Origin of the sequence: Pelomonas sp. KK5 (assembly GCF_001984095.1) — a bacterium.
Taxonomy (GTDB): Bacteria; Pseudomonadota; Gammaproteobacteria; order Burkholderiales; family Burkholderiaceae_C; genus KK5.
Map to the genome: position 1 here is coordinate 1 of NZ_LYVQ01000126.1, position 19,227 is coordinate 19,227.

A 19,227-nucleotide genomic window follows, 5' to 3' on the forward strand; every position below is an offset into this window, starting at 1 on the left:
GGTCTTGCCCCGCCGGCAACTGGTCGAAGACCAGCGCCTGCGCCACCTGGACCAGCGCGCCTCGCGATCGCTGCCCGCCGCGCTGCGCAGCGCGCGCCAGCGGCTGGACGCGCTCGGCGCCCGGCTGGCGGCGCTCGATCCGCATGCCGTCCTGTCTCGCGGTTATGCCTGGCTGGACGACGGGCAGGGCAGTGCGCTGGTGTCCGTCGAGCAACTGCAGACCGGTGGCGAAGTCACCGCGGTGCTGGCCGATGGCCGCGCTCGCATGCAGGTGCTGGACAAGCTGCCTACAATCAGCGCCGGTCCGAACCCCATCCCACAGAGGAGAAGCTGACAATGGAACATACCCTCCCCCCGCTGCCCTACGCCAAGGACGCCCTGGCACCCCACTACAGCCAGGAGACGCTGGAGTACCACCACGGCAAGCACCACAACGCCTATGTGGTGAACCTGAACAACCTGCAGAAGGGCACCGAGTTCGAGTCGATGACGCTCGAGGAGATCGTCAAGAAGTCCAGCGGCGGCATCTACAACAACGCCGCCCAGATCTGGAACCACACCTTCTTCTGGAGCTGCATGAAGCCCAATGGCGGTGGCGCTCCGACCGGCGCGCTGGCTGACGCCATCAACGCCAAGTGGGGCAGCTTTGACGCCTTCAAGGAAGCCTTCACCAAGAGCGCCGTCGGCAACTTCGGTTCCGGCTGGACCTGGCTGGTGAAGAAGGCCGATGGCTCGGTGGACATTGTCAACACCGGCGCCGCCGGCACGCCGCTGACCACCGCCGACAAGGCGCTGCTGACCGTCGACGTCTGGGAACACGCCTACTACATCGACTACCGCAACCTGCGTCCGAAGTTCCTGGAAGTTTTCCTGAACAACCTCGCGAACTGGGACTTCGCCCAAGCGAACTTCGCTTGAGCCGCAGACTGACTGACTAGCAAGACCTGACTGACCCGGATACGAGCATGAGCGACAAGCAACCGACCATCATCTACACCTTGACCGACGAAGCGCCGCTGCTGGCGACCGCTTCGTTCCTGCCCATCGTGCGCACCTTCGCGGCGCCGGCGGGCATCAATGTCGAGACCAGCGACATCTCGGTGGCGGGCCGTATCCTGGGTCAGTTCCCGGAAGCGCTGACGGAAGAGCAGCGCGTCACGGACAACCTGGCCGCACTGGGCAAGCTGACGCTGAAGCCCGAGGCCAACATCATCAAGCTGCCCAATATCAGCGCCTCGGTCGCCCAGCTGAAGGCGGCGATCAAGGAACTGCAGGACAAGGGCTACAAGATCCCGGACTACCCGGAGAAGCCCGAGACGGATGAGCAGAAGGACATCCGCGCCCGCTACAACAAGTGCATCGGTTCCGCCGTGAACCCGGTGCTGCGCGAAGGCAACTCCGACCGCCGCGCGCCCAAGGCCGTCAAGGAATACGCCCGCAAGAACCCGCACAGCATGGCCGACTGGAGCCAGGCCTCGCGCTCGCATGTCTCGCATATGCACGCCGGCGACTTCTATCACGGCGAGAAGTCCATGACCCTGGACCGCGCCCGCAACGTCAAGATGGAACTGCTGACCAAGAGCGGCAAGACCATCGTGCTGAAGGCCAAGGTCGCGCTGCAGGACCGCGAGATCATCGACTCGATGTTCATGAGCAAGAAGGCCCTGCTGGACTTCTACGAGCAGGAGATCGAGGACGCCCACAAGACCGGCGTGATGTTCTCCCTGCACGTGAAGGCCACGATGATGAAGGTCTCGCACCCGATCGTCTTCGGCCACTGCGTCAAGATCTTCTACCGCGACGCCTTCGAGAAGCACGGCAAGCTGTTCGACGAGCTCGGCATCAACGTCAACAACGGCATGGTCGATCTCTACAACAAGATCGCCACGCTGCCGCAGAGCAAGCAGGACGAGATCAAGCGCGACCTGCACGCCTGCCAGGAACACCGCCCCGAGCTGGCCATGGTCGACTCGGCCAAGGGCATCACCAACTTCCACTCGCCCAACGACGTCATCGTCGACGCCTCGATGCCCGCGATGATCCGCGCCGGCGGCAAGATGTACGGCGCCGACGGCCGCCTGAAGGAAGTCAAGGCCGTGATGCCGGAGTCGACCTTCGCCCGCATCTACCAGGAGATCATCAACTTCTGCAAGTGGCACGGCGCCTTCGATCCGAAGACCATGGGCACGGTGCCCAACGTCGGCCTGATGGCCCAGCAGGCCGAAGAATACGGCTCGCACGACAAGACCTTCGAGATCCCCGAAGACGGCACCGCCAACATCACCGACCTGGACACCGGCGAAGTGCTGATGAGCCAGGACGTGGAGCAGGGCGACATCTGGCGCATGTGCCAGGTCAAGGACGCCGCGATCCGCGACTGGGTCAAGCTGGCCGTCACGCGCGCCCGCAACTCCGGCATGCCGGTGGTGTTCTGGCTCGATTCGTACCGCCCGCACGAGGCGCAGGTGATCACCAAGGTGCGCATGTACCTGCATGAGCACGACACGACCGGCCTGGACATCCAGATCATGAGCCAGGTGCGCGCGATGCGCTACACGCTGGAGCGCGTGATCCGCGGCCAGGACACCATCAGCGCCACTGGCAACATCCTGCGCGACTACCTGACCGACCTGTTCCCGATCATGGAGCTGGGCACCTCGGCCAAGATGCTGTCCATCGTCCCGCTGATGGCCGGCGGCGGCATGTACGAGACCGGCGCCGGCGGCTCGGCGCCGAAGCATGTGCAGCAGCTGGTGGAAGAGAACCACCTGCGCTGGGACTCGCTGGGCGAGTTCCTGGCGCTGGCGGTGAGCCTGGAAGACCTCGGCATCAAGAACAAGAACAGCCGCGCCAAGCTGCTGGCCAAGACGCTGGACCAGGCCACCGGCCAGCTGCTGGACAACAACAAGAACCCCAGCCCCAAGACCGGCCAGCTGGACAACCGCGGCAGCCAGTTCTACATCGCGCTGTACTGGGCCCAGGCCCTGGCCGCGCAGACGGAAGACGCCGAACTGGCCGCCAAGTTCGCGCCGCTGGCCAAGTCGCTGGCCGCCGACGAGGCGAAGATCGTCGCCGAGCTGAATGCGGTGCAGGGCAAGCCGGTGGACATCGGCGGCTACTACAAGCCCGACATGGCCAAGCTCGCCGAGGTGATGCGCCCCAGCGCCACGTTCAATGCCGCGCTGGCGACGGTGTCGGCCTGATCGCCCGATCGGCCTGAGCAAGACGAAAGCCGGCGCATGCGCCGGCTTTTTTTGAATCCGAAACACATGTCTTCATCCATGTACCAGCACATCCAGCTTCCCGCGCAGGGAGCGAAGATCACCGCCAACGCCGACCATTCGCTGAACGTCCCGGACGAGCCGATCATTCCCTTCATCGAGGGCGACGGCGTCGGCGTCGACGTCACGCCGGTGATGCTCAAGGTGGTGGACGCGGCCGTCGCGAAGGCGTACCGCGGCCAGCGCAGGATCCACTGGATGGAGATCTACGCCGGCGAGAAGGCCGCCGGGCTCTACGGCCCCGAGGTCTCGCTGCCCGAGGAGACCATCGCCGCGGTGAAGGACTTCGTCGTCTCGATCAAGGGCCCGCTGACCACGCCGGTCGGCGGCGGCATCCGCTCGCTGAACGTCGCGCTGCGCCAGGCGCTGGACCTGTACGTCTGCCTGCGCCCGGTCCAGTACTTCAAGGGCGTGCCCTCGCCGCTGAAGGAGCCGGAGAAGACCAAGATGGTCGTCTTCCGCGAGAACTCGGAGGACATTTACGCCGGCATCGAGTACGAGGCCGGCAGCGAGGAAGCCCGCAAGCTGATCGCCTTCCTGCGCGACGAACTCGGCGCGCGCAAGATGCGCTTCCCGGAGACCTCCGCGATCGGCGTCAAGCCGGTCTCGCGCGAGGGCACCGAGCGCCTGGTGCGCAAGGCCATCCAGTACGCGATCGACCATGACAAGCCCAGCGTGACGCTCGTGCACAAGGGCAACATCATGAAGTTCACCGAGGGCGCCTTCCGCGACTGGGGCTATGCGCTGGCGGAGAAGGAGTTCGGGGCCGAAGCGATCGACGGCGGCCCGTGGCGCCGGCTGCGCAATCCGCGCACCGGCCGCGTCATCACGATCAAGGACTCGATCGCCGACGCCTTCCTGCAGCAGATCCTGATGCGGCCGGCCGAATACTCGGTGGTGGCCACGCTGAATCTCAACGGCGACTACATCTCCGACGCGCTGGCCGCCCAGGTCGGCGGCATGGGCATCGCGCCGGGCGCCAATATGTCCGACTCGGTCGCCTGCTTCGAGGCGACGCACGGCACCGCGCCGCGCTACGCCGGCAAGGACTACGTCAACCCCGGCTCGCTGATCCTGTCGGCCGAGATGATGCTGCGCCACATCGGCTGGCCCGAGGCGGCGGACCTGATCGTGCAGTCGCTTGAGGCGGCGATCCAGAGCCGCAAGGTCACCTACGACTTCGCCCGGCTGATGGAGGACGTGGTGCAGGTGTCCTGCTCCGGCTTCGGCCAGGTGATGATCGACTGCATGGACGAGCTCTGACGATGAAGGACGTCCACGCCGCTGCGCAGCAGGGATATGCCGTCGATGCGGGCCGTTATGCCCGCGGGCGACCGGAGTATCCGGCGGCCCTGGAGGGCTGGTTGCGCGAGCGCCTGGGCCTGCAGGCCGGTGCAACGGTCGTGGACGTGGGCGCGGGCACCGGCAAGTTCACCAAGCTGGTGGCGGCTACCGAGGCGCAGACGCTGGCGGTGGAGCCGGTGGATGCGATGCGCGAGCAGCTCGCGCGCAGCCTGGCGGCCGTGCAGGCGCTGGCGGGGAGCGCGGAGGCCTTGCCGCTGGAGGACGGATCGGTGGACGCCGTCGTCTGTGCCCAGGCCTTCCACTGGTTCGCCACCGAGGCCGCGCTGGCCGAGATGCACCGGGTGCTCAGGCCGGGCGGCCGCCTGGGCCTGGTGTGGAACGTGCGCGACGAGTCGGTGGACTGGGTGGCGCGGATCACCGAGATCATCACGCCGCTGGAAGGCGATGTGCCGCGCTTCTACAAGGGCGACTGGCGCCGGCCTTTCGATGCCGGCTCCTTCTTCGAGCTGCCGGCGCCGGAGGTGTTCGCGTACCAGCATGTGGGCACGCCGCAGGCCGTGGTGGTCGACCGGATCATGTCGGTCAGCTTCATCGCCGCGCTGGCGCCGGCCGGGAAGGCGAGGGTGCAGGCCGCGCTGCAGGAGCTGGTGGACAGCCATCCGGCCCTGCGCGGCCGCCAGGAAGTCGCCTTCCCGTACCGCACCGAAGCCTACTGCTGCACGCGCCGCCCGTAAAAAAGCCCGCGGTTGCGGGCTCTTGCGGGTTCAGTGCGCCAGTTCGGCGCCCTGGGGCGCTGACTGGGCCTGGACCTGCGGCGATTCGAGCGGCGTGATGTTCTGTGCCAGCTGACCCTTGGGCCCCTGCACCAGATCGAAGCTCACCGTGCTGCCCTGACGCAGGGTGCGGAAACCCTCCATCTGGATCGCCGAAAAATGAGCGAACACGTCGTCACCACCCGCCTCGGGTTCGATGAAGCCAAATCCCTTGGCATCGTTGAACCACTTCACTGTCCCTAAAGCCATAACGCCTCCGTCCCGGTGTCTTACTGCACCAATGGGAATTTTGGGTATTTTGTCAATCCCCTGTCAATTCGGTAGCTGTACCTATGGGGCAGACCCGCAGTGCCGGTGTTTCGTCCGTCGAGTGTTGCCGTTATGTTGCCGGCACGGTGCTTGCAATTCGCCGGACTGCTCCTAGATGGGTTTCAGTGTCGAATTTCCCGAATGCGGGACGCCGTGGTGGATGGACAAGGCCCGAGGGCAAGCGGGCCCATGGCGCTCTCTATAGAATCAATTCATGCCAGAACAACCCCCTCAACCTCCCGCGCCACCAGGGCAGACGCCCGGCCGGGACGATGGCGACGGAACCGTCGCCATCGAGCGAGTGCCCCAGAAGACCGAGCCACCTCGCCTGTACCAGGTGCTGCTGTTGAACGACGATTTCACGCCGATGGAATTCGTCGTTATGGTGTTGCAGGAATATTTTCGCCATGACCTGGATACGGCGACCCAGATCATGCTCAAAATCCACCACGAAGGGCGTGGTGTCTGCGGCGTCTTCACGAAGGACGTCGCGGCGACGAAAGTCGAACTGGTGCTGGCCGCCGCCCGGCGAGCCGGCCATCCTTTGCAGTGCATTATGGAGGCCGCATGATTGCGCAAGAGCTTGAAGTCAGCCTGCACATGGCGTTCGTGGAAGCGCGCCAGCAGCGACATGAATTCATCACCGTCGAGCACTTGCTGATGGCCCTGCTGGACAACCCGTCCGCTGCAGAAGTCCTGCGCGCCTGCTCGGCGAACCTGGACGACCTTCGCAAGTCCCTCGCCCAGTTCATCAAGGAAAACACGCCCACCGTGGGCGGCACCGATGAGGTGGACACCCAGCCGACGCTCGGGTTCCAGCGCGTGATCCAGCGCGCCATCATGCACGTGCAGTCCACCGGCTCGGGCAAGAAGGAAGTCACCGGCGCCAACGTGCTGGTGGCGATCTTCGGCGAGAAGGACTCCCACGCCGTCTACTACCTGCACCAGCAGGGCGTGACGCGGCTGGACGTCGTCAACTTCATCGCCCACGGCATCAAGAAGAGCGAACCGCCCGAGCCGCCCAAGAGCGGCCCGGAAGGCGGCAACGGTGCCGAGGCCGAGCGCGAGGAGGCCGACGGCGCCGGCGGCAAGGGCTCGCCGCTGGAGCAGTTCACCCAGAACCTCAACCAGCTGGCCAAGGACGGCAAGATCGATCCGCTGATCGGTCGCGAGCTGGAAGTCGAGCGCGTGGTGCAGGTGCTGTGCCGCCGCCGCAAGAACAACCCGCTGCTGGTCGGCGAGGCCGGCGTGGGCAAGACCGCGATCGCCGAGGGCCTGGCCTGGCGCATCACCGAGGGCGACGTGCCCGAGGTGCTGGCCGAGGCGGTCGTCTACTCGCTGGACATGGGCGCGCTGCTGGCCGGCACCAAGTACCGCGGCGACTTCGAGCAGCGCCTGAAGGCGGTGCTGAAGCAGCTCAAGGAACAGCCCAACGCGATCCTCTTCATCGACGAGATCCACACGCTGATCGGTGCCGGCGCGGCCTCGGGCGGCACGCTGGACGCCAGCAACCTGCTGAAGCCGGCGCTGTCCTCCGGCGCGATGAAGTGCATCGGCGCGACCACCTTCACCGAGTACCGCGGCATCTTCGAGAAGGATGCGGCGCTGTCCCGTCGCTTCCAGAAGGTGGACGTGGCCGAGCCTTCGGTCGAGCAGACGATCGAGATCCTGAAGGGCCTGAAGTCGCGCTTCGAGGAGCACCACAGCGTCAAGTACGCCCTCGGTGCCCTGCAGGCGGCGGCGGAGCTGTCGGCCAAGTACATCAATGACCGTCATCTGCCCGACAAGGCGATCGACGTCATCGACGAGGCCGGCGCCGCCCAGCGCATCCTGCCGAAGAACAAGCAGAAGAAGACCATCACGCGTGCCGAGGTGGAAGACATCGTCGCCAAGATCGCGCGCATCCCGCCCGCCTCGGTGTCGACGGACGACCGCGGCAAGCTCAAGAGCCTGGACCGCGACCTGAAGAGCGTCGTGTTCGGCCAGGATCCGGCCATCGACGCGCTCGCCGCCGCCATCAAGATGGCGCGCTCGGGCCTGGGCAAGCCGGACAAGCCGATCGGCTCCTTCCTGTTCAGCGGCCCCACCGGCGTCGGCAAGACCGAAGTCGCCAAGCAGCTGGCCTACATCCTCGGCATCGAGCTGATCCGCTTCGACATGTCCGAGTACATGGAGCGCCATGCGGTGAGCCGCCTGATCGGCGCGCCTCCGGGCTACGTGGGCTTCGACCAGGGCGGCCTGCTGACCGAGGCGGTCACCAAGAAGCCGCACGCGGTGCTGCTGCTCGACGAGATCGAGAAGGCCCACCCGGACGTCTTCAATGTGCTGCTGCAGGTGATGGACCACGGCGCGCTGACCGACAACAACGGGCGCAAGGCCGACTTCCGCAACATCATCATCATCATGACGACCAATGCGGGCGCCGAGACGATGAACAAGGCGACCATCGGCTTCACGACCCTGCGCCAGCAGGGCGACGAGATGGCCGACATCAAGCGCCTGTTCACGCCGGAGTTCCGCAACCGTCTCGATGCGATCGTGTCCTTCCGTGCGCTCGATGAGGAAATCATCATGCGCGTGGTCGACAAGTTCCTGCTGCAGCTGGAAAGCCAGCTGCAGGAGAAGAAGGTCGAGGTCACGTTCACCGATGCGCTGCGCAAGCACCTGGCCAAGAAGGGCTTCGATCCGCTGATGGGTGCCCGCCCGATGCAGCGCCTGATCCAGGACACGATCCGCCGCGCGCTGGCCGACGAACTGCTGTTCGGCAAGCTGGTCGACGGCGGCCGCCTCAGCGTGGACATCGACGACAAGGAGCAGGTCCAGCTGGACATCCAGCCGACCAAGGTGAAGGACAACAAGCCGAAGGCGGAGCCGGCCACGGCCGACTGATCAGCCCTGTCTGAAGAAGTTCGAGAGCAGCCGGTGCAACGCCGGCTGCTCTTTTTTCATGGCCTCGGGCGCCACGAAGAAGGCTTCCACCGCCACGGCGAAGAACTCCTCGATGGCCTCTGCACCGTAGGGGTCGATCAAGGTCTCGTCGCCGGCATCGACCCGCTCGCAGAAGTCCTGCCACTCGGCATCGATCACCTCGATCCAGCGTTCGCGTGCTTCCGTGCTCTCCAGCGGCGGCACGCCGTCGGCCCAGCCGTCGCGCATGTCGATCACATGGGCGAACTCGTGGATGACGACGTTGAAGACGTACTGGTCCTCGAACTCGGTCGGCGCCGCAGCCGACCAGGCGATCATCAGCGGCCCGCCTTGTGTCGCCTCGCCGACCAGTTCCTCGTCGTACTGGTGGACGATGCCGTCCTCGTCCATCACCTCGCGCGGCGCGACGACCTCGTCCTCATGGACAACGATGCCGACGAAGCCGTCGTACCAGGGCAGGCCCAGCTTCAGCACCGGCAGGCAGGCCTGGGCGGCGATGGCCAAGGCGATCTCGTCGGTGACCTCGAAGCCACCGACGCCATGGAATTCCTTGCTCGCCAGGAACAGCGAGCACATGCGACGGAGTTCGGCGATGTCCTCGGCGCTGCGGCGTGCGAGGAAGGGGTAGCGCAGCAGCATCAGTTCCCACAGCGCGTCGGGGATCGCATGCCGCTCCAGCGCCCGCGCCTCGCGCCGCTCGCGCAGCGCGCGGCTCAGCCGACCGAACATAGATCGATGCGGCGCAGGCCGGCATGCCGCAGGCGCAGGATGTCGGCGCGCGGCGGCGCGGCTTCGAGATCCCAGTCCGACAGGACATAACGCCGAAACCCATCGCCAAGCTCATTCACCGCCGGGCGGTGCGTGTGGCCGTGGATCATCGCGACGGCCCCTGCGGCGCGCAGCCAGTCCTTGCTGGTCTCGGTGTCGAGGTCGGCCCAGAGTTCCATCGTCTTGCCGCGCGCCTGGCTGGCCGCGCGCATCTGCCGCCCGATTTCGCGCCGCTCGGCCAGCGGCTTGGCCAGCAGCGCGGCCTGCCACTCGGGCGAGCGCACCTGGGCGCGGAAGGCCTGGTACTGCGTGTCTTCCAGGCACAACGCATCGCCATGCGTCAGCAGCCAGCGCTGGCCGAAGGCGTCCAGCACGGTCGGGTCGGGCAGCAGCGTCATGCCGCAGTCCGCCGCCATCGCCTCGCCGAGCAGGAAGTCCCGGTTGCCGGCCATGAAGAACAGCGAAAGGCGTTCCGAGGCCGCGCGCAGCATCGCCACGCACTGCGCCTCGAAGGGATCGAAGCGTGCGTCGTCGCCGACCCAGACCTCGAAGATGTCGCCCAACAAGAAAACCGCCTCGGCGGCGGTCTCCTGAAGGTGCGCTTCGAGCGCGGCCAGCGTGGCTGGCGTGTCCGGCGAGAGATGCAGGTCCGACAGGAAGTCGATCCTGCGCCAGGCCGCCGGCGCACTCAGCTCATGGAGCTCAGGCAAGTTCCTTGGCACTCTCGATGACGACGTTGTCGTTGGGCACATCGCTGTGGCCCATCTGGCGGCCGGTGGCGACCTTCTCGATCGCGTCGACGATCTCGGTGCCCTCGACCACCTTGCCGAACACGGCATAGCCCCAGCCGTCGCTGGACTGCTCGCGGTTCAGGAAGCCGTTGTTCTTCGTGTTGATGAAGAACTGCGAGGAGGCCGAGTGCGGTGCGCTGGTGCGGGCCATCGCGAGCGTGTACTTCTCGTTGGTCAGGCCGTTGGCCGACTCGTTCTGGATCGGCGCATCCGTGGCCTTCTGCTTCATGCCCGGCTCCATGCCGCCGCCCTGGATCATGAAGCCCTTGATCACGCGGTGGAAGATCGTGCCGTCGTAGTGGCCCTTCTTCACGTAGTTCAGGAAGTTCTCGACGGTGGCCGGCGCCTTGGCGTCATCGAGCTCGATGACGATGCGGCCGTGGTTGGTTTGCAGTTCGACTTGCTTGCTCATTTCTTGGACTCCACAGTGGCTTTGTTGATGGTGACGTTGGTCACCGGCACGTTCTGGAACATGCCCTTGTCGGTGACGGGCACGGCGCGGATCTTGTCGACCACGTCCATGCCCTCGATGACCTGGCCGAACACCGCATAGCCGTTGCCGTCGCGCGAGTTGTCGGCGTCGAGGAATGCGTTGTCGACCGTGTTGATGAAGAACTGCGCGGTGGCAGAGTTCGGATCGTTGGTGCGGGCCATGGCCACGCTGCCGCGCACATTGCGCAGGCCGTTCTTCGATTCCAGCGGGATCGGCGGCTTGGTGGGCTTCTGCTGGCCGTTGGCGGTGAAGCCACCGCCCTGGATCATGAAGTTCTCGATCACGCGGTGGAAGACGGTGCCGTCGTAGTGGCCGGCCTTCACGTACTGGATGAAGTTGGCGGTGGACTTGGGCGCCTTCTCGGCGTCGAGCTGGATGCGGATGTCGCCCATCGAGGTGCTGAGCTTGACCGTCTGCGCCGAGGCGGTGGCAGCCAGCAGCAGGGCCGCGCCCGCCAGGGCCATGCGCTGAATCTTCCAGTTAGTCATCGATCGAGGCTTTCGTCTGGATGAGAGAGGGGAGGGCGATTCTCGCTCAGCGGGAGCTCGCGGTGGTGTTCCCGCGGATCAGCTCCTGCGTGCGCTTGAGTTTGGCTGCCAGGGCATCGCTCGGGGCAATCTGCGCGCCCTGCGCCTGCTGGTAGGCCCGCAGCGCCAGCCGCACCAGCACGTCGCCCAGGTTCTCCTGCGCGGCGGCGTTGTCCGGCTGCAGGCGCAGCGCCTGCTCCAGCTCCGTGCGGGCCAGGTCCAGCTGGCCCTGGCTGGCATGGATCACGGCGAGGTTGTTGTACGGGTCAGCCAGGTCGGGGAAGTCCTGCGTCAGCCCGGTGAACAGGGCGGCGGCCTCGTCCTTCTGGCCGAGCTCCATCTTCATCACGCCCAAGGCGAAGCGCAGCTTCAGCTCGTCGGGCGTCAGCTTCAGCGCCTGCTCGATCGTGCTCACCGCCTGCGTGCGCTGGCCGGCGAGCCAGAGCTTCTGTGCGTTCTCGAGATCGTTGGCTGCGAAGGCCGGCGCGGCTCGCAGGGCGAGCAGCAGGGCCGCGGCCAGCAGCCTGGTTCTGGTTGTTTGCATGGGCTCGGGAATCGGGTCAGGGTGCGCACCTCAAGGCCGCCGGGGCCGGGTCCGCACGGGCATCGGCAGGGAACCCTGCCGGTATACTGCGGGCCATTCTACGGCGCTCATCCCTGTGCTGCCGACGCCCGATGCCTCCGCTCCGCGGGCCCAAGATTCCATGTCCCTTCGCCTCTACAACTCGCTGACCCGCGCGGTCGAGCCCTTCAATCCGATCGACCCCGGCCAGGTGCGGATGTACGTCTGCGGCATCACGGTCTACGACCTGTGCCACATGGGCCACCTGCGGATGAACATGGCCTTCGACCTGATCTACCGCTGGCTGCGCGCCAGCGGCTACGGGGTCAACTACGTCCGCAACATCACGGACATCGACGACAAGATCATCAGGCGCGCGGTCGAGCGCGGCATCACGATCCGCCAGCTCACCGACGAGATGAGCGCCGCGATGCACGAGGACTTCGCCGCCGTGGGCCTGCTCCGCCCGGACCATGAACCCCGCGCCACCGAGTACGTGCCGCAGATGCTCTCGCTGATCGATCGCCTGGAGCAGCGCGGCCTGGCCTACCGGGCCGAGGGCGGTGACGTGAACTACGCGGTGCGCAAGTTCGAGGGCTACGGCAAGCTCAGCGGCAAGAGCCTGGACGACCTGCGCGCCGGCGAGCGCGTGGCCGTGGACACCGGCAAGCAGGACCCGCTGGACTTCGTGCTCTGGAAGGCCGCCAAGCCCGAGGAGCCGGCCGATGCCAAGTACGCCAGCGAGTTCGGCGAGGGGCGTCCCGGCTGGCATATCGAATGCTCGGCCATGAGCTGCGCGCTGCTGGGCGAGGCCTTCGACATCCACGGCGGTGGCGCCGACCTGCAGTTCCCGCACCACGAGAACGAGATCGCGCAGAGCCAGGGCGCCGGCTATGCCTTCGCCAGGTACTGGATGCACAACGGCTTCCTCAACGTCGACGGCGAGAAGATGTCCAAGAGCCTGGGCAACTTCTTCACCATCCGCGACGTCCTGAAGAGCTACGACGGCGAGACGCTGCGCTACTTCATGCTGCGCACCCATTACCGCAGCCCCTTCAACTTCAGCGACGTGAACCTGGACGACGCGCGCAACGCGCTGCGCCGCCTCTACACGGCGCTGGAGGCCGTCGAGCCGGCCGCTGGTTTCGTCATCGACTGGACCCAGCCGCAGGCAGCCGCCTTCAAGGCCGCGATGGACGACGACTTCAACACGCCAGGCGCCGTGGCCGTGCTGTTCGAACTGGCCAACCAGGTCAACCGCGAGCGCAAGGCCGAGGACGCCGCGCTGCTGAAAGCGCTGGGCGGCGTGCTCGGCGTGCTGCAGCAGGCTCCGCAGCAGTACCTGCAGGGCGGCAGCGGCGCTGACGAAGGCGCGGCCATCCAGGCGCAGATCGAGGCCCGCGCCGCTGCCAAGGCTGCTCGCGATTTCGCTGCTGCGGACCGCATCCGTGCGGACCTGCTGGCCAAAGGTATCGTGCTGAAGGACTCGCCCACGGGCACCACCTGGGTGAAGGCCTGACGTGCAGGCCCGCATCAAGAGCGCCGGGGTGACCCCGGAATACTGGGACGAGGCCTGCCGCCACCTCGTCAAGCGCGACCGCGTGATGAAGAAGCTGATCCCGCAGTTCGGCGAGGCTCGCCTGCGCCTGCGTGGCGACGCCTTCACCACGCTGGCCCGCTCGATCATCGGCCAGCAGGTATCGGTCACGTCCGCGCAGGCGATCTGGGAACGCTTCCTCGGCGCCACCACCACGCCCGGCGCCAAGATCCAGCCCGCGGCCGTGCTGGCCCAGCCGGTCGAGGCGCTGCGCGGCCTGGGCATCGCCTCGCGCAAGTGCGAGTACCTGCGCGACCTCGCGCGGCACTTCGAGGAAGGCAATGTCCACGTCAAGCAGTGGGCGCAGATGGAGGACCAGGCCATCGTCGACGAACTGGTCGCCATCCGCGGCATCGGCCGCTGGACGGCAGACATGTTCCTCGTCTTCCACCTGATGAGGCCCGACGTGCTGCCGCTGGACGACCCCAACCTGATCAAGGGGATCAGCCAGAACTACTTCTCCGGAGAGCCGGTCTCGCGCGCCGAGGCGCGCGAGCTGGGAGAGGCCTGGGCACCGTATCGCTCGGTAGCCACATGGTACATTTGGAGAAGTCTGGATCCCGTTCAGCTACCCGCCGCCGAGACCTGAGCCGTGCGCTCAACGTGAGCGTTAGGCCTTTCATCAACGAACACCATCGCCGGATGAGCAAACGACATTTCCTCGAGTTCGAGCAGCCGATCGCCGAACTTGAAACCAAGATCGAAGAACTTCGATACGTGCAGAGCGAATCGGCCGTCGACATCTCCGAAGAGATCGACCGCCTGAGCAAGAAGAGCCTGCAGCTGACGAAGGAGGTCTACGCCAGCGTCGCGCCGTGGCAGACCTACCAGATCGCCCGCCACCCGCAGCGCCCGCAGACGCTGGACTACTGCAACGAGGTCTTCACCGAGTTCCAGGAGCTGCATGGCGACCGTCATTTCGCCGATGACGCGGCCATCGTCGGCGGCATCGCCCGCTTCAACGGCATGCCCTGCGTGATCGTCGGCCACCAGCGCGGCGCCGATGCCAAGGAGCGCACCAAGCGCAACTTCGGCATGCCGCGCCCCGAGGGCTACCGCAAGGCGCTGCGCCTGATGAAGATGGCCGAGAAGTTCGGCCTGCCGGTGTTCACCTTCATCGACACGATGGGTGCCTATCCCGGCATCGGCGCCGAGGAGCGCGGCCAGTCCGAAGCGATCGGCCGCAACATCCTCGAGATGGCGCAGCTGGAAGTGCCCATCATCGCCACCGTGATCGGCGAAGGCGGCTCCGGCGGCGCGCTGGCCATCGGCGTGGCCGACCAGGTGCTGATGCTGCAGTTCGCCGCCTACTCGGTGATCTCGCCGGAAGGCTGCGCATCCATCCTGTGGAAGAGCAGCGAGCGCGCGTCCGACGCCGCCGAGGCGCTGGGCATCACCGCCCACCGCCTGAAGGCCCTGGGCCTGATCGACAAGATCGTCAACGAGCCGGTCGGCGGCGCCCACCGCGACGGCAAGCAGGCCGCGGCCAACCTCAAGCGCGCGCTCAGCGACGCGCTGCGCCAGGTCAGCGACCTGAAGGCACCCGAGCTGCTCGAGCGCCGCTACGAGCGCATCCAGGCCTATGGCCGGTTCGGCGACACCAAGAACCGCTGATCCGCGACGCGTCGCCGTCGCGTTCAGCGGCGGCAGGGATTCCACCGCGCTGCTGCAGGCCACGGTCCGCAGCGCCCCAGAAGCCAGCATCGACGAGGTGCTGGCTTTTCACATTCATCATGGCCTCAGCGCGCATGCCGACGCGTGGCAGGCGCATTGCGAGCGCCAGTGCGAGGCGCTGGGTACCACGCTGGTAACGCATTACCTGAGCGGCAAGCCCGCAAAGGGCGAAAGCGTGGAGGCCTGGGCACGCGAAGGCCGGCATGCGGCGCTGGCCGCGATGTGCCGCGAGCATGGTGTCGACCTGCTCTTGCTGGCCCACCACCGCCGTGACCAGGCCGAGACGCTGCTGCTGCAGGGCCTGCGCGGCGCCGGCGTGGCGGGTCTTGCGGGCATGCCGCAGCTGCAGTGGCGTGACGGCATCTGCTGGGCGCGGCCCTGGCTGCGGCAGCCGCGGGAGGCGATCGAGGCCTATGTCGCCGAGCAGGGCCTGAGCCACGTCGAGGACGACAGCAACGGCGACCGGCGCTTCGCCCGCAATCAGTTGCGGCTGGATGTGTGGCCATCCTTGAACGCGGCGTTCCCGCAGGCGGAGGCCAGCCTGGCGCAGGCCGCCGAATGGTCGCGCGAGGCGCTGGAACTGCAGCGCGAGATGGCGGCATTCGACCTGCAATCGCTGGCAGGGGCCGGTGGGCTCGATCTCGCCGGCCTTGCCGCCTTGTCGGACGCCCGCGCGACCAACGCCTTGCGCGCCTGGCTGCACGCGCAGACCGGCCAGCCTGCGCCCGCGAGCCTGATCCGTCGCCTGCGCACCGAACTGCGCCCCAACGCGAGCTGGCCCTGCGTCGGCGGCCAGTTGCACGAATACCGTGGTCGTCTCGTCTTCGCCGCAACCGCCGCCGCGCCCCATCCGCCTTCGCAACTGGTGAACCTCGGCTTTGCCGGCCGCCACCCGCAGCCCGGCTGGAACGGCACCTGGCTGGTCGAGCCGACCGAGGGCGAGGGCGTCGGTGTCACCCGCCTGCAAGACCTGACCCTCCGCGCCCGCGAGGGTGGCGAAACCTTCCAGCGCTCCCCGAAGAGCGCCGCCCGCAGCCTGAAGAAGGCCTGCCAGGAGGCGGGCGTACCGGCGTGGCTGCGCGACGGCCCCTTGCTGTTCTCGGGCGGCCAGCTCGTGTTCGCCGCCGGCCTTGGCATCGACGCCCGCATGCTCGCCGCGGCCGACGAGCCGCGCATGAGCCTGCGCTGGCTCCCCGTAGAATCGAAGGCTCCGTTCACAGCACCGTAAAGCTATTCCGTATGGCCTTGATCGTTCACAAGTACGGCGGCACGTCGATGGGCTCGACCGATCGCATCCGCAACGTCGCCAAGCGCGTGGCCAAATGGGCGCGCGCCGGCCACCAGATGGTCGTCGTGCCCTCGGCCATGAGCGGCGAGACCAACCGCCTGCTGGGCCTGGCCAAGGACCTGCAACCCGGCTCGATGACGCCCGAGGCGATGCGCGAGCTGGACATGATCGCCGCCACCGGCGAGCAGGTCTCGGTGGGCCTGCTGGCGCTGGCGCTGCAGGCCGAAGGCCTGGAGGCGGTCAGCTACACCGGCTGGCAGGTGCCCGTGGCCACCAACTCGGCCTACACCAAGGCGCGCATCGAGAGCATCGATGACGCCCGCGTGCGCACCGACCTGGCCGCGGGCCGCGTCGTCGTCATCGCCGGCTTCCAGGGCGTGGACGAGGACATGAACATCACCACGCTGGGCCGCGGCGGTTCGGACACCTCGGCCGTGGCGATCGCCGCCGCGATGAAGGCCGACGAGTGCCTGATCTACACCGACGTGGATGGCGTCTATACGACCGACCCGCGCATCGTGCCCGAGGCGCGCCGCCTGCACACGATCAGCTTCGAGGAGATGCTGGAGATGGCGTCGCTCGGATCGAAGATCCTGCAGATCCGCTCGGTCGAATTCGCGGGCAAGTACCGCGTGCCGCTGCGCGTGCTGTCGAGCTTCACGCCCTGGGACATCGACATCGTCGAAGAGGCCAAGTCCGGCACCCTGATCAGTTTTGAAGAGGACGAGAAAATGGAACAAGCCGTCGTTTCCGGCATTGCCTTCAACCGCGACGAGGCCAAGGTGACCCTGCTGGGCGTGCCCGACAAGCCCGGCATCGCCTTCCAGATCCTGGGCCCGGTGGCCGAGGCCAACATCGATGTGGACGTCATCATCCAGAACGTCTCGCAGGACGGCAAGACCGACTTCTCCTTCACCGTGCACCGCAACGACTACGCCCGCACGATGGAACTGCTGGAGAAGACCGTCGGCCCGGCCACCAATGCCGCCAAGGTCGTCGGCGACCCGAAGATCTGCAAGGTGTCCATCGTCGGCATCGGCATGAAGTCGCACGTGGGTGTGGCCAGCAAGATGTTCCGCTCGCTGTCGGAAGAGGGCATCAACATCCAGATGATCTCCACCAGCGAGATCAAGACCAGCGTCGTGATCGACGAGAAGTACATGGAGCTGGCCGTGCGCGCGCTGCACAAGGCCTTCGATCTGGACCAGGAACCGGCCTCGGCATAAATTTCGAGGAACTTCCCGGAGCCCCGAAATTCTTGTTATAGAATTCGAGGCTCAGCTGGAGTCGTGACCGAGTGGCCGAAGGTGCTCCCCTGCTAAGGGAGTATGTGGGCAAAACCTGCATCGAGAGTTCGAATCTCTCCGACTCCGCCAAGTGGCTGTCCCGTACAGTCCCGAGGCATTCCAAGAAACCCCGCAAGTCTTTGATTTGCGGGGTTTTTTCTTGTGCGCCGCTGAACGCAATCGCTAGGCAGCACCGATGCGCGTGGCGCGTCTTGCCCGGACGCCTGCGCAGTTGCCGGCGCACGATCCGGCGAGGTGGCACGCCTGGCGCTACGTGGAGCCATATGGCCTTTCCTGGCAAAGTGCGGTCTGACTCGCAGTTCCAGCCGACGCCCGGCCGCATGGCTGAACGCAATCCTTGGGCGTCACAGGTCTGCCCCATTCGAACGTCGAGAGGAAGTCCACCGTGAGTGACACAGAGAAGCAAGTTCTACGAGCGCTTGACACCTACAAGTCAGCCGTCCTCGCAAAGAACGCTGAGACCTTCATGCACATCTACGACGCAGAAGTCAGAGTGTTCGACACGTGGGGAATCTGGTCATACGAAGGTGCCGCGGCTTGGAGAATCGCCGTGGAGGGTTGGTTCACGTCGCTTGGCAGCGAGACCGTAAGAGTCACGTTCGAAGACGTGAAGATTACGGCTGAGCCAAGCTTTGCCGTCATGAGCGCCTTCGCCAGATACGCGGCGTACTCACCCCAGGGGCAAGAACTGCGAGCGATGCAGAACCGTATCACTTGGGTGCTGAAGTCTCGCAGCCATGTTCTGCGCGTCCTCCACGAGCACACCTCGGCGCCGATCGGGTTCGAGGACGCAAAGGCCATACTGAAGCGGGAAGGCAGGCCATGAGTTCTGCGACGAAGAGGAATCGACAGCAAGGCGACCTGGCTGTTGCCATTGCAGGGCCTAGCCCCCAGGGATGAAAAGGCCGGGTCGGCAATTCACGCCGGACGCCCGTCGTGACCCCTGAGCGCGTCTGGAGCGCCGCCCGCCGCCGCTCAAGCCTTCACTTCGACCACCTGCTCGAAGCCGCCGAAGATCATGCGTTTGCCGTCAAAGGGCATGGGTGGGTTGCCGGGCGTGGACGGATCCATGCGTGGGTCTTCCATCATCTTCTTCATGCCCGCGTCGCGCGTGGCCTTGTCCGGCCATTCGACCCACGAGAAGGCGACGGTCTCCTCGGCCGTGGCCTGGACCGCGCGCCGGAAGTCGGTGACCTTGCCGTCAGGGACATCGTCGCCCCAGCCTTCGATCACCCGGATTGCGCCCAGCTCGATGAACATCGAGTCGAAATGGCGCGCGTGTTCGATGAACTTCTGCTTGTTGGCGGTAGGGACCGCGATCACGAAACCATCGATGTAGGACATGTCTTCGCTCCTGCTGAGTTGATCGGTCGCTGCGCCCACCCGAGGGCGCCTCGTACCCCAACGACGAACGACGGGACGCTGAATCGACATGACGTGCCGTGCCAAGCCGGATCCGGCAAAAACGTGTACCCTCAAGATCCCACGGCAACGAGACAAGGAGGTGATATGCACACAAGGTCTAGGTCCGGGGCAGCCTCCAGCCTTTTTTGAACAAGGTTGGGACGGATCCCTACATGATGTAGCCCGGCGCCTGTAGCCGGACCCGCGGGCGCTTCCCGGA

The 19,227-nt window shown here is 66.2% G+C and carries 20 protein-coding genes and 1 tRNA gene; 14 read left to right on the forward strand and 7 right to left on the reverse strand.

Annotated elements, in window-relative coordinates:
• The 5 genes from B0W88_RS19110 to B0W88_RS19130 form a co-directional block, all read left to right on the forward strand.
• On the forward strand, positions 1 to 334 hold a 334-nt coding region (locus B0W88_RS19110), incomplete at its 5' end, for an exodeoxyribonuclease VII large subunit (RefSeq protein ID WP_304442588.1).
• A 2-nt stretch (positions 335 to 336) separates the two neighbouring features.
• Complete coding sequence (locus tag B0W88_RS19115; protein WP_077036225.1) at positions 337 to 918, forward strand: superoxide dismutase; 582 nt, start codon at positions 337 to 339, stop codon at positions 916 to 918.
• Positions 919 to 965: 47 nt separating this feature from the next.
• A complete protein-coding gene (locus B0W88_RS19120) occupies positions 966 to 3,203 on the forward strand; it encodes an NADP-dependent isocitrate dehydrogenase (RefSeq protein ID WP_077036226.1) in 2,238 nt (745 codons plus the stop codon).
• Positions 3,204 to 3,281: 78 nt separating this feature from the next.
• The gene (icd, locus tag B0W88_RS19125) at positions 3,282 to 4,544 is read left to right on the forward strand and encodes an NADP-dependent isocitrate dehydrogenase (protein WP_083748896.1); all 1,263 of its coding nucleotides are present in this window, start codon (positions 3,282 to 3,284) and stop codon (positions 4,542 to 4,544) included.
• Between the two features lie 2 nt (positions 4,545 to 4,546).
• Complete coding sequence (locus B0W88_RS19130; protein WP_077036228.1) at positions 4,547 to 5,320, forward strand: class I SAM-dependent methyltransferase; 774 nt, start codon at positions 4,547 to 4,549, stop codon at positions 5,318 to 5,320.
• Between the two features lie 30 nt (positions 5,321 to 5,350).
• Here the strand turns inward: B0W88_RS19130 and B0W88_RS19135 are convergent, their stop codons facing one another.
• Positions 5,351 to 5,608, reverse strand: coding sequence for a cold-shock protein (locus B0W88_RS19135; RefSeq protein ID WP_077036229.1), 258 nt, complete (start codon positions 5,606 to 5,608; stop codon positions 5,351 to 5,353).
• A gap of 274 nt (positions 5,609 to 5,882) precedes the next feature.
• On the opposite strand from B0W88_RS19135, the gene clpS reads away from it, so the two are divergent.
• Both clpS and clpA read left to right on the forward strand, forming a co-directional pair.
• Complete coding sequence (clpS, locus tag B0W88_RS19140) at positions 5,883 to 6,239, forward strand: ATP-dependent Clp protease adapter ClpS (protein ID WP_077036230.1); 357 nt, start codon at positions 5,883 to 5,885, stop codon at positions 6,237 to 6,239.
• Positions 6,236 to 8,557, forward strand: a complete 2,322-nt coding sequence (gene clpA / locus B0W88_RS19145; RefSeq protein WP_077036231.1) for an ATP-dependent Clp protease ATP-binding subunit ClpA — start codon at positions 6,236 to 6,238, stop codon at positions 8,555 to 8,557. Before clpS ends, clpA begins: the two co-directional genes overlap by 4 nt.
• Here the strand turns inward: clpA and B0W88_RS19150 are convergent, their stop codons facing one another.
• The 5 genes from B0W88_RS19150 to B0W88_RS19170 are packed head-to-tail and all read right to left on the reverse strand — an operon-like array spanning position 8,558 to position 11,719.
• A complete protein-coding gene (locus B0W88_RS19150; protein WP_077036232.1) occupies positions 8,558 to 9,325 on the reverse strand; it encodes a zinc-dependent peptidase in 768 nt (255 codons plus the stop codon).
• A complete protein-coding gene (locus B0W88_RS19155) occupies positions 9,310 to 10,116 on the reverse strand; it encodes a UDP-2,3-diacylglucosamine diphosphatase (protein ID WP_077036233.1) in 807 nt (268 codons plus the stop codon). Before B0W88_RS19155 ends, B0W88_RS19150 begins: the two co-directional genes overlap by 16 nt.
• Positions 10,067 to 10,567, reverse strand: coding sequence for a peptidylprolyl isomerase (locus B0W88_RS19160; protein ID WP_077036234.1), 501 nt, complete (start codon positions 10,565 to 10,567; stop codon positions 10,067 to 10,069). Before B0W88_RS19160 ends, B0W88_RS19155 begins: the two co-directional genes overlap by 50 nt.
• Positions 10,564 to 11,136, reverse strand: a complete 573-nt coding sequence (locus tag B0W88_RS19165) for a peptidylprolyl isomerase (RefSeq protein WP_077036235.1) — start codon at positions 11,134 to 11,136, stop codon at positions 10,564 to 10,566. Before B0W88_RS19165 ends, B0W88_RS19160 begins: the two co-directional genes overlap by 4 nt.
• A gap of 46 nt (positions 11,137 to 11,182) precedes the next feature.
• On the reverse strand, positions 11,183 to 11,719 hold the full coding sequence (locus tag B0W88_RS19170) for a tetratricopeptide repeat protein (protein ID WP_077036236.1): 537 nt from the start codon (positions 11,717 to 11,719) through the stop codon (positions 11,183 to 11,185).
• Between the two features lie 160 nt (positions 11,720 to 11,879).
• Here B0W88_RS19170 and cysS point away from each other — a divergent pair, with 160 nt between their 5' ends.
• The 7 genes from cysS (at position 11,880) to B0W88_RS19205 (ending at position 18,429) form a co-directional block, all read left to right on the forward strand.
• Positions 11,880 to 13,256, forward strand: coding sequence for a cysteine--tRNA ligase (gene cysS, locus B0W88_RS19175; protein ID WP_077036237.1), 1,377 nt, complete (start codon positions 11,880 to 11,882; stop codon positions 13,254 to 13,256).
• Between the two features lies 1 nt (position 13,257).
• Positions 13,258 to 13,923, forward strand: a complete 666-nt coding sequence (locus B0W88_RS19180) for a DNA-3-methyladenine glycosylase (RefSeq protein WP_077036238.1) — start codon at positions 13,258 to 13,260, stop codon at positions 13,921 to 13,923.
• A gap of 53 nt (positions 13,924 to 13,976) precedes the next feature.
• Positions 13,977 to 14,948 carry an acetyl-CoA carboxylase carboxyltransferase subunit alpha gene (locus tag B0W88_RS19185; RefSeq protein ID WP_077036239.1) on the forward strand — a complete coding sequence of 324 codons (972 nt, stop codon included), beginning with the start codon at positions 13,977 to 13,979 and terminating at the stop codon, positions 14,946 to 14,948.
• The gene (gene tilS, locus B0W88_RS19190) at positions 14,917 to 16,236 is read left to right on the forward strand and encodes a tRNA lysidine(34) synthetase TilS (protein ID WP_077036240.1); all 1,320 of its coding nucleotides are present in this window, start codon (positions 14,917 to 14,919) and stop codon (positions 16,234 to 16,236) included. The genes B0W88_RS19185 and tilS overlap by 32 nt, the downstream gene beginning before the upstream one ends.
• An 11-nt stretch (positions 16,237 to 16,247) precedes the next feature.
• Positions 16,248 to 17,522, forward strand: a complete 1,275-nt coding sequence (locus tag B0W88_RS19195) for an aspartate kinase (RefSeq protein WP_077036241.1) — start codon at positions 16,248 to 16,250, stop codon at positions 17,520 to 17,522.
• 57 nt (positions 17,523 to 17,579) lie between these two features.
• Positions 17,580 to 17,672: transfer RNA gene (locus B0W88_RS19200), tRNA-Ser, on the forward strand.
• A 316-nt stretch (positions 17,673 to 17,988) separates the two neighbouring features.
• A complete protein-coding gene (locus tag B0W88_RS19205) occupies positions 17,989 to 18,429 on the forward strand; it encodes a nuclear transport factor 2 family protein (protein ID WP_077036242.1) in 441 nt (146 codons plus the stop codon).
• 149 nt (positions 18,430 to 18,578) lie between these two features.
• Here the strand turns inward: B0W88_RS19205 and B0W88_RS19210 are convergent, their stop codons facing one another.
• Positions 18,579 to 18,947 carry a DUF1428 domain-containing protein gene (locus B0W88_RS19210; RefSeq protein ID WP_077036243.1) on the reverse strand — a complete coding sequence of 123 codons (369 nt, stop codon included), beginning with the start codon at positions 18,945 to 18,947 and terminating at the stop codon, positions 18,579 to 18,581.
• Between the last annotated feature and the right edge of the window lie 280 nt (positions 18,948 to 19,227).